The organism is Methanococcoides sp. NM1 (genome assembly GCF_900774285.1).
Lineage (GTDB): Archaea > Halobacteriota > Methanosarcinia > Methanosarcinales > Methanosarcinaceae > Methanococcoides > Methanococcoides vulcani.
Window position 1 is genome coordinate 155,423 of the sequence record NZ_CAAGTW010000007.1, and the last position, 7,614, is coordinate 163,036.

Consider the following 7,614-nt stretch of genomic DNA (forward strand, 5'->3'; position numbering starts at 1 on the left):
GCAGGTGCCATGTTCATTTTTTATGGTTCTGGCCGTACTCGTCGATGACGGATCCTTTACAAAGACCGACACCATGCCTGTGAGCTGCCCTTCCGATCATATGGGCTGCAATTGGTGCGGTTAGGAACAGGAAGAGGCCAACTGTTATGGCCTTTACTCCCATGGGACTAAAACCTACTTTTGCAAGTATGCTCATCATCACTCCAAATGTTCCGAGAGTACCGATCTTTGTGGTGGCATGGAGCCTGTTATAAACATCAGGCAGGCGCAGTAGTCCGACCATACCCAAGAATACGAAGAAGACTCCGATTATCAACAGGATAGTGCTTGCAATATCCAGTGCAATATCTATGGTTGTCAGAAGACCACCCCCTCATCAAGGTACTTGGATATAGTAATAGTGCCGACAAAGGAGATTATCGCGAGTACAAGAGCTACGTCCATGAAGAACACTGATCCCTGTATGTATGAGTAAATACCAAGCATAGCAACGATAACTGTTGTCATGGCATCCACTGCGATCACACGGTCAGGTATTGTTGGTCCTTTGATAACCCTGTATATGCATGGTATAATTGCGATGACCATGAATGTCAGTGAGATGTCCAGTAGTAATGAGTTCATTCGAATGCCTCCAGTACATATTTTTCAAGATCGTCCCTGATGGAGTCGCGCACTCCCTGCGGATCAGATGCATCGATAGCATGCACATAGAGCACTTTCCTGTCATCGGACACATCAAGTGTAAGTGTTCCGGGAGTGAGGGTGATGGTGTTGGCTATGGCTGTTATGCCTGTATCTGTCACCGTGCGTATGGGTACTGCAATGATTCCTGGTTTGATGTTCATCTTTGGACTAAGGACTATCTTTGCGACCATGATGTTCGCTTTTATGATCTCGATGAGAAGAACTGACAGGAACTTCAGTTGCTTTGGTATTTTCCTTATCGTGTTGATGTATGTCTTCTTTCTTGTGAAATCATACAATTCCCTGAATGGATATATCACGAAAGGTCCGAGTACCAGTCCTACCAGGAAGTTGGTGGGAGTTATTGTTCCATGGACAAAGCACCAGATCAGTCCAAGAGCTACTGAATAAATGAGATATCGTTTCATCTTACCACCCTCGTCATCACTGCATCAATATATGGTTGCGGATCGATCAGTTGTTCTGCTATTGCCTGTGATAGAGCTATCAGCGGTTCAGCATAGATCCCAAAGATGAAGACCAGTGCTGCAAGTGTTATTATGGGTATTGTTATCATGTAGGAAGATTCGTGTGAGGAGTATTCCCCGTATTTTTCTACATCCCTGATCTCGCCCCAGAACATCAGGAGCCACGCCCTGAACATGTAGAACAGAGTGAAGACTGCAAAGAACAGAGCTATGGCAATGGGTATGTAATACTCTGCAAGAAGTCCTGCATCAAAGAGCACGAACTTTGCGATGAATCCGCCCATTGGAGGAAGTCCTGCAATGGACATGGTGCCTATCAGGAAGGCCACGCTCATTACCGGGCTTGTCTTCATCATTCCGCCCATTTTTGTCATGTCCCTTGTTCCTGCATGGTGGATAATTCCTCCTGAGGTCAGGAACAACATCGATTTTGCAATTGCATGGTTCACCAGGAACACAAGGGCTGCTGCGAGTGCATAGACTGTGCCGAAACCAATTCCAAGGAAAACATATCCTATCTGGCTGACACTGGAATATGCCAGCAGTCTTTTTACGTCCTTCTGTCCGACAGCAGATACTGCTCCGATGATGATCGTTGCAAGTGCCAGGAATATTATGATAGGCTGGAACAGGAACAGTGCATCCCTGAAGATCAGGAAGAAAACCCTGAGCATGCCGTAAGCACCGACCTTTATCATGACTCCGCTAAGCATTGCACTGATGGGTGATGGTGCAGTGGGGTGCACATCCGGGAGCCAGTAGTGCATCGGGAATATTGCTGCCTTGTTCCCGAAGACAACGATGAAAAGCAATGCAATGGCGAATATATGCCATGGAAGGGTACCGGCAGCGCTCATTGCACTTATCTTGACCGAAAGATCTGCCATGTTGAGAGTTCCTACGGTGGCGTAAAGGGAGGCTACTGCTATAAGCATTACAATGGAGCCGATCATGTTCAGTACAAGGTACTTGAATGTGGCTTCCATCTTGTCGGAGCTTTTTGTGACACCTCCTTTCTCGTTCGCGACCACAAGTGCACAGGAGGACAACAGGAGTATTTCAAAGAATACGAACATGTTGAAGATGTCCCCGGTCAGGAAAGTTCCGTTAAGCCCTGCTACAAGCAGGTTAAAGAGTGAATGGTAACTGGAGCTTAATGATTTGCCTTCGATGTAGTCCAGTGAGTAGAGGAGAGCGAGGAAGGATACAAGTGAGCTTAGCACTACCATTCCTGAACTGAGCAGGTCGGCTACAAGTATGATTCCGTATTTGCCCCATTCTCCGACTTCATAGACCTGGATGCCTCCGTTCCAGACCTGCCAGAGGAGCACGAAGCTGAGTGCCATCATAACGAATGATACTGTAATGTTCAGTCCTTTCTGAATTCCGGCATTGGAGCGCAAAAAGAGCATGAGGGCTGCCATGAGTATGGGCACAGCTATCAGTATTATGGGCAGGTGTGACATTTCTGCGATCATCCCCACAGCCTCCTTAGCTCTCGTATGTCAGTGGTCCCATATTCTTCATAGATCCTGTATGCAAGGATCAGTATGAATGCTGTTGTTGCAAGGCTTATCACGATGGCTGTGAGTACAAGTGCCTGAACAAGCGGGTCAACGAAATCAACATGTGTTGAAGCGGAAATCACAGGTGCCAGCACACCATCGGCAAGATTATCGGTGAATATTATACCGGATGCTTCGCCTTCATGTCCGGAGCCGGTAATGATGGGCACTTTGGTGCCATCGAATATTCCAGTCGAGACAATGAGGAGGTTTACTGCATGGGATAAGACGGATAGCCCGATTATGACCTTTATGATGTCCCTTCTTAGCATAAGGAATGTGCCTATGCCGAAGAGGAGTGAGATTGTAATGGTAAGTAATGTATTATTCATTGTCATCACCTACGTTCTTGAAGATGAATAGCAGTGATCCCATCACTACGAAATAAACACCGATGTCAAAGAGACCGGCAGATACGAGTTCGATTTCCCCGAACAACGGAAGGTGGACGAATTCCACAGCACTCCTGAAGAAGTTATGTCCGAAGAACATTGCTGCAAATGCGGTCAGGGATGCCAGCATGAGCCCGAATCCGAACAATTTGGCCCAGTCGGGGTTGAAGAATGTTTTTACATATTTCAGTCCGAATACTACGTACATCAGTGCAATGACCGACGCGAACATCACGCCTCCGATAAATCCTCCTCCGGGGTTGTTATGACCTGCGAGTAGCAGGGATATGGAGAACAGGATCACCAGGGGGATGCAAACTTTTGTAATTGTTTTGGTTATTATTGTGGTCATTGTTCTTCACCTCGGCTGTGTATCAGGTTGTATACTCCGAGTGCTGCAAGACAGAGTACTGATATTTCTCCAAGGGTATCATAACCTCTGAAATCCACTATGATCACATTGACTATGTTGTGCCCTCCTGCAAGCGGAAGGCTGTTCTCAATGAAGTAGTGGGACAGGGATTCAAATGGTGCCACTATTCCCTGTGTTGCGTTGAGCAATACGACAAATACGCTTGCTGCAACTGCCAGGGATATTGCGAGGTCCCTGAAAAGAACCGATGTCGTGATATTTTCCCTGTACTTCTGCGGTATCTTTGTGATTGCAAGCAAGAAGATTATGGTGGATAGTGTTTCCACCAGTACCTGTGTCAGGGCAAGGTCCGGTGCTTTCAGGTAGATGAAAAGCAGGCTCACACCATACCCAAGTGCAGATAGTGCAATGATGGATGGCAGGTATTTCGGGAGAACTGCTGATGCCAAAGCTGCCACAATTAGCAATAGTAGTAGTATTGCTTCATATGGGGCGATGTCAAAGTTCAAAGTAGAAGGTACTATGTTGGTAGCAAGGGTAATCACCGGAATTGCTACTACTGTTATCATGAGCAGCAGCATTGCGGTCATGTAGTATTTGATGTTTCCTGGTTGTGTGATAGTGGAGAATTTGAATGCTCTTTCCTTTGCAGAATCCACTGCGTTGTCATAGTAGTAATTAACGCTGATCCATGGGGACCTTGTATTGAAATTATTCTGCCAGGCAGCGATCCTGTCATATCTGAAGTATATGAGGATACCCAGTATGAAGGTGACAATGGTCATCATAAGGGACGTTGTAAAACCATGCCAGAGCTTTACATGCAGATGTGCTGTTTCCAGCAGGATGCCTGATACGGTTGGTTCAATTATGGTGTGTATCGGCAGGGATGGAACAAGTCCGAACACTATTACAAGCAATGCCAGGAATGCCGGTGGTATCAGCATTGTGAGTGGTGGTTCGTGGATATGTTTAGGAAGATGCTCTTTTGAGCGCTCTCCAAGGAATATCCCGTCGATCAGTTTAATGGAGTATGCGAAGGTGAAAACACCACCAAGCACTGCGCATGCAGGGATCAGGAATGTGAATCCGCCTCCAAGGAGTGCTCCCATCTCAAGGGATGATTCGTAGAACATCTCCTTGCTCAGGAAACCGTTAAGTGGTGGTACGCCTGCCATTGAAAGAGCGGCAATGCTCGCCACGATGAATGTTATCGGCATCTCCCGCCGCAATCCTCCAAGCTTTCGTATGTCACGCGTGGCTGCTTCATGTGCAACGATACCTGCGACAAGGAAAAGACAGGCTTTGAATGTTGCATGGTTCAGGAGATGGAATGTTGCTGCTGCCACTCCGATGCCTGGTTCGTGATGTGTGGTGTAACCATACATGGTCATCATGTAGGCCAGCTGACTTATGGTGGAATATGCTAGGATACCTTTAATGTCGGTTTGCCTGAAGGCAAGGAATCCGGCTATCAGCATGGTCAGGATGCCTATGCCGCTTACTAGGATGAACCATGCATCCGTTCCTGAGAAGATCGGGTGTATCCTTGCAACGAGGTAGATACCTGCTTTGACCATTGTTGCTGAGTGTAGGAACGCACTGACCGGGGTTGGGGCTTCCATTGCGTTTGGAAGCCATATGTAGAAAGGACCCTGTGCAGACTTTGCTGCTGCACCGATCAATATGAGTATAAGTGTTATCAGGAAGAGCTCATGTTCCTTGACCGCATTAATGACCTGTGGGTCACTCAGTATGGCGGCAAGGTCGAAAGAGCCTGTGATGGTGCGTAACAGCAGGAAACCTGCAAGCATTGCAAGTCCACCGGCAGCGGTGATAAGAAGGGATTTGGTGGCACCATAGATGGATTCGGGCTTGTGCCTCCAATATCCGATAAGCATGAAAGATGTGATGCTGGTAAGTTCCCAGAAGATGAACAATTGTATCGTATTTGCGGAAAAGACCATTCCGATCATGGATCCCATAAAGAGAAGCAAATACTGGTAGTATCTTTTCAGGTCCTCTTTCTGGGACATGTATCCATTGGAGTAGGACATGATAAGTACACCAATGCCAGATGCAATAAATCCGATAAGCATTGCGAGTCCGTCTGCATAGATCGCAAAGTTAACTCCTGCAGAGGGTATCCATGATATTGAACCCTGGACTATATGCCCTTCCCCAAGTACTTCCGGCGCTGCCAGGCCGATGAGTATGAAGGATGCAAGGGCTGTGGCTGCTGCAAACCAGCCCACGCGTTGCTTTAATAGCTTTTCCATAATGGGTATAAGCCCGGCAAATATGAACGGCAGGAATATGGCTGCCGTTATTGCATTAAATGAATCCATGTCTCCTCACTAAATATAGTTCCCATATATAACTGTTTTTCATTACAATTATAAACCGTGACAAATCCCTTTTCCATCTCCGGTTTATTTATAAGATTTTATAGGTATATATTAGATTTATGAAATTAACTTCTGATCAAAAGGAAAGGTATGCAAAGCACATCATTATGAAGTCCATGGGTGAGGAAGGGCAAAAGCTGTTGCTGGAGTCGCGTGTTCTCTGTGTGGGCTCAGGCGGACTTGGCTCTCCTGTGATACAGTATCTGGCTGCAGCAGGCATTGGAACTCTTGGTATTATCGATGACGATGTTGTGGAAATAAGCAATCTACAGCGCCAGGTGATCCACGGTGGAAACCTTGGCAAGCCAAAAGTAGGGTCGGCAAAGGAATTTGTAGAACGTTTGAATCCCGATGTTACAGTCGTAGCTTATAAAATGCGCATGGAGTCTGGTAATGTTGAGGAACTGATCAGTGATTACGATGTTGTTGTGGACTGCTCTGACAATTTTGCTACCCGCTATCTCCTGAACGATGCATGTGTGTTGCACAACAAACCTCTATTCCACGGCAGCATCTTTATGTTCGAGGGTCAGGTCATGACCATTCTTCCTCATGAAGGTCCATGCTATCGCTGCATCTTCTCCAGCTCTCCATCAACTGATGCTGCAAAGACTGCTGGGGTTATGGGTATCCTTCCCGGTGTGATCGGGACCATGCAGGCAACAGAGGTCGTGAAGTATATTTCCCGCCTTGGGAAACCGCTGGTAGGGCGCATGATCTATTACGATGCCCTCGGAATGAGGTTCGATGAGATCACTGTGAACAAGAACCCGAAATGTCCTGTATGTGGGGAAACGCCTATAATTATGTCGATTGATGCTGAAAATTACTAAATTCCAGTGTTCCCGTTTCCAGAGTGAAATAGTGCCCAAAGTACCATTGAGCAACAAAGTTTTTATACCTTAAATCTGTTATAGGAGTTTGCTTCGGGCAGCATGGTTCGAAGCAAATGCGAAACAGACGCGTTGTTCAGGATTCAATTTTACTGGGCAACGGACAAGCAAATTGGGCTCGTGGTCTAGATGGTTATGACGTCGCCTTGACATGGCGGAGGTCCGGAGTTCGACTCTCCGCGGGCCCACCACAAAACTTTCAATTATGTCGATTCGATAAGTTTATATCAAAAAACGATATGTATTTGATGCTCCCAAAGCCCAGGTAGCTCAGTGGGAGAGCGCTGCCCTGAAGAGGCAGTTGTCCCCGGTTCGAATCCGGGTCTGGGCACCAAAAAGTGCATATCACACCAGTAGTGTAGCGGTTATCACCGGGCGTTGCCAACGCTCGAACCCGGGTTCGATTCCCGGCTGGTGTATTCCCTTATTTTTTCTTGTTTTAATTCTATAATTCATCTTTCTTGTTGTTATATAGTTAGATGAGATCCTATTTTCATATGTCTATATCTTGCAAGGATGTATAGGACTCAAGTAAAATATGTAAAGTTCAAGATATTAATACTCATACTTGGTATCTATGCTTGGATTTGTGTTTAGGTTATTGAAAATTTATGCAGGGTCCGACCACTTGCTTTTTAATTACTATTTTTATTATGCACAAATATTCTTAGTCTCATAATTTGGATCTCTTCAACATCGTGTGGGTAACTAAATTTATTCACATCTACCTTTCATGCGTCATGGAATTCAAAGAACGAATGCAAATCGCAATCGAATGAGCAAAAATACCACATCACAATTAAAGGAT

The 7,614-nt window shown here is 46.0% G+C and carries 8 protein-coding genes and 3 tRNA genes; 4 read left to right on the plus strand and 7 right to left on the minus strand.

What is annotated here, in order from left to right; all coding sequences use genetic code 11:
• Positions 1-13: 13 nt before the first annotated feature.
• Genes mnhG through mbhE form a run of 7 tightly spaced genes read right to left on the minus strand, consistent with a single transcriptional unit; the run spans position 14 to position 5,853 of the window.
• Positions 14-361: a monovalent cation/H(+) antiporter subunit G gene (mnhG, locus tag E7X56_RS08690; RefSeq protein WP_135606372.1), complete on the minus strand. Its 348-nt coding sequence runs from the start codon at positions 359-361 to the stop codon at positions 14-16.
• Positions 358-624 carry a cation:proton antiporter gene (locus E7X56_RS08695; RefSeq protein WP_135606373.1) on the minus strand — a complete coding sequence of 89 codons (267 nt, stop codon included), beginning with the start codon at positions 622-624 and terminating at the stop codon, positions 358-360. Before E7X56_RS08695 ends, mnhG begins: the two co-directional genes overlap by 4 nt.
• Positions 621-1,115 carry a Na+/H+ antiporter subunit E gene (locus E7X56_RS08700; RefSeq protein ID WP_135606374.1) on the minus strand — a complete coding sequence of 165 codons (495 nt, stop codon included), beginning with the start codon at positions 1,113-1,115 and terminating at the stop codon, positions 621-623. Before E7X56_RS08700 ends, E7X56_RS08695 begins: the two co-directional genes overlap by 4 nt.
• Positions 1,112-2,653, minus strand: coding sequence for an NADH-quinone oxidoreductase subunit M (locus tag E7X56_RS08705; RefSeq protein WP_135606375.1), 1,542 nt, complete (start codon positions 2,651-2,653; stop codon positions 1,112-1,114). Before E7X56_RS08705 ends, E7X56_RS08700 begins: the two co-directional genes overlap by 4 nt.
• Positions 2,650-3,072 carry an NADH-quinone oxidoreductase subunit K gene (locus tag E7X56_RS08710; RefSeq protein ID WP_135606376.1) on the minus strand — a complete coding sequence of 141 codons (423 nt, stop codon included), beginning with the start codon at positions 3,070-3,072 and terminating at the stop codon, positions 2,650-2,652. Before E7X56_RS08710 ends, E7X56_RS08705 begins: the two co-directional genes overlap by 4 nt.
• Positions 3,065-3,484 (minus strand): monovalent cation/H+ antiporter subunit B, encoded by a 420-nt coding sequence (locus E7X56_RS08715; protein ID WP_135606377.1) that lies wholly within the window; start codon positions 3,482-3,484, stop codon positions 3,065-3,067. Before E7X56_RS08715 ends, E7X56_RS08710 begins: the two co-directional genes overlap by 8 nt.
• Positions 3,481-5,853, minus strand: a complete 2,373-nt coding sequence (gene mbhE, locus E7X56_RS08720) for a hydrogen gas-evolving membrane-bound hydrogenase subunit E (RefSeq protein WP_135606378.1) — start codon at positions 5,851-5,853, stop codon at positions 3,481-3,483. Before mbhE ends, E7X56_RS08715 begins: the two co-directional genes overlap by 4 nt.
• Before the next feature lie 119 nt (positions 5,854-5,972).
• On the opposite strand from mbhE, the gene E7X56_RS08725 reads away from it, so the two are divergent.
• The 4 genes from E7X56_RS08725 (at position 5,973) to E7X56_RS08740 (ending at position 7,225) form a co-directional block, all read left to right on the plus strand.
• Positions 5,973-6,746, plus strand: a complete 774-nt coding sequence (locus E7X56_RS08725; RefSeq protein ID WP_135606379.1) for a molybdopterin-synthase adenylyltransferase MoeB — start codon at positions 5,973-5,975, stop codon at positions 6,744-6,746.
• A gap of 174 nt (positions 6,747-6,920) precedes the next feature.
• Positions 6,921-6,997, plus strand: a tRNA-Val gene (locus E7X56_RS08730).
• A 68-nt stretch (positions 6,998-7,065) separates the two neighbouring features.
• Positions 7,066-7,140 (plus strand) — tRNA-Phe (locus tag E7X56_RS08735).
• A 13-nt stretch (positions 7,141-7,153) separates the two neighbouring features.
• Positions 7,154-7,225: transfer RNA gene (locus E7X56_RS08740), tRNA-Gly, on the plus strand.
• Positions 7,226-7,614: the final 389 nt, after the last annotated feature.

Bases quoted from the DNA above. Each gene is read 5' to 3' on its own strand.
- E7X56_RS08695 (WP_135606373.1), bottom strand. From the start codon at position 624: ATGAACTCATTACTACTGGACATCTCACTGACATTCATGGTCATCGCA.
- E7X56_RS08700 (WP_135606374.1), bottom strand. From the start codon at position 1,115: ATGAAACGATATCTCATTTATTCAGTAGCTCTTGGACTGATCTGGTGC.
- E7X56_RS08705 (WP_135606375.1), bottom strand. From the start codon at position 2,653: ATGATCGCAGAAATGTCACACCTGCCCATAATACTGATAGCTGTGCCC.
- E7X56_RS08710 (WP_135606376.1), bottom strand. From the start codon at position 3,072: ATGAATAATACATTACTTACCATTACAATCTCACTCCTCTTCGGCATA.
- E7X56_RS08715 (WP_135606377.1), bottom strand. From the start codon at position 3,484: ATGACCACAATAATAACCAAAACAATTACAAAAGTTTGCATCCCCCTG.
- mbhE (WP_135606378.1), bottom strand. From the start codon at position 5,853: ATGGATTCATTTAATGCAATAACGGCAGCCATATTCCTGCCGTTCATA.
- E7X56_RS08725 (WP_135606379.1), top strand. From the start codon at position 5,973: ATGAAATTAACTTCTGATCAAAAGGAAAGGTATGCAAAGCACATCATT.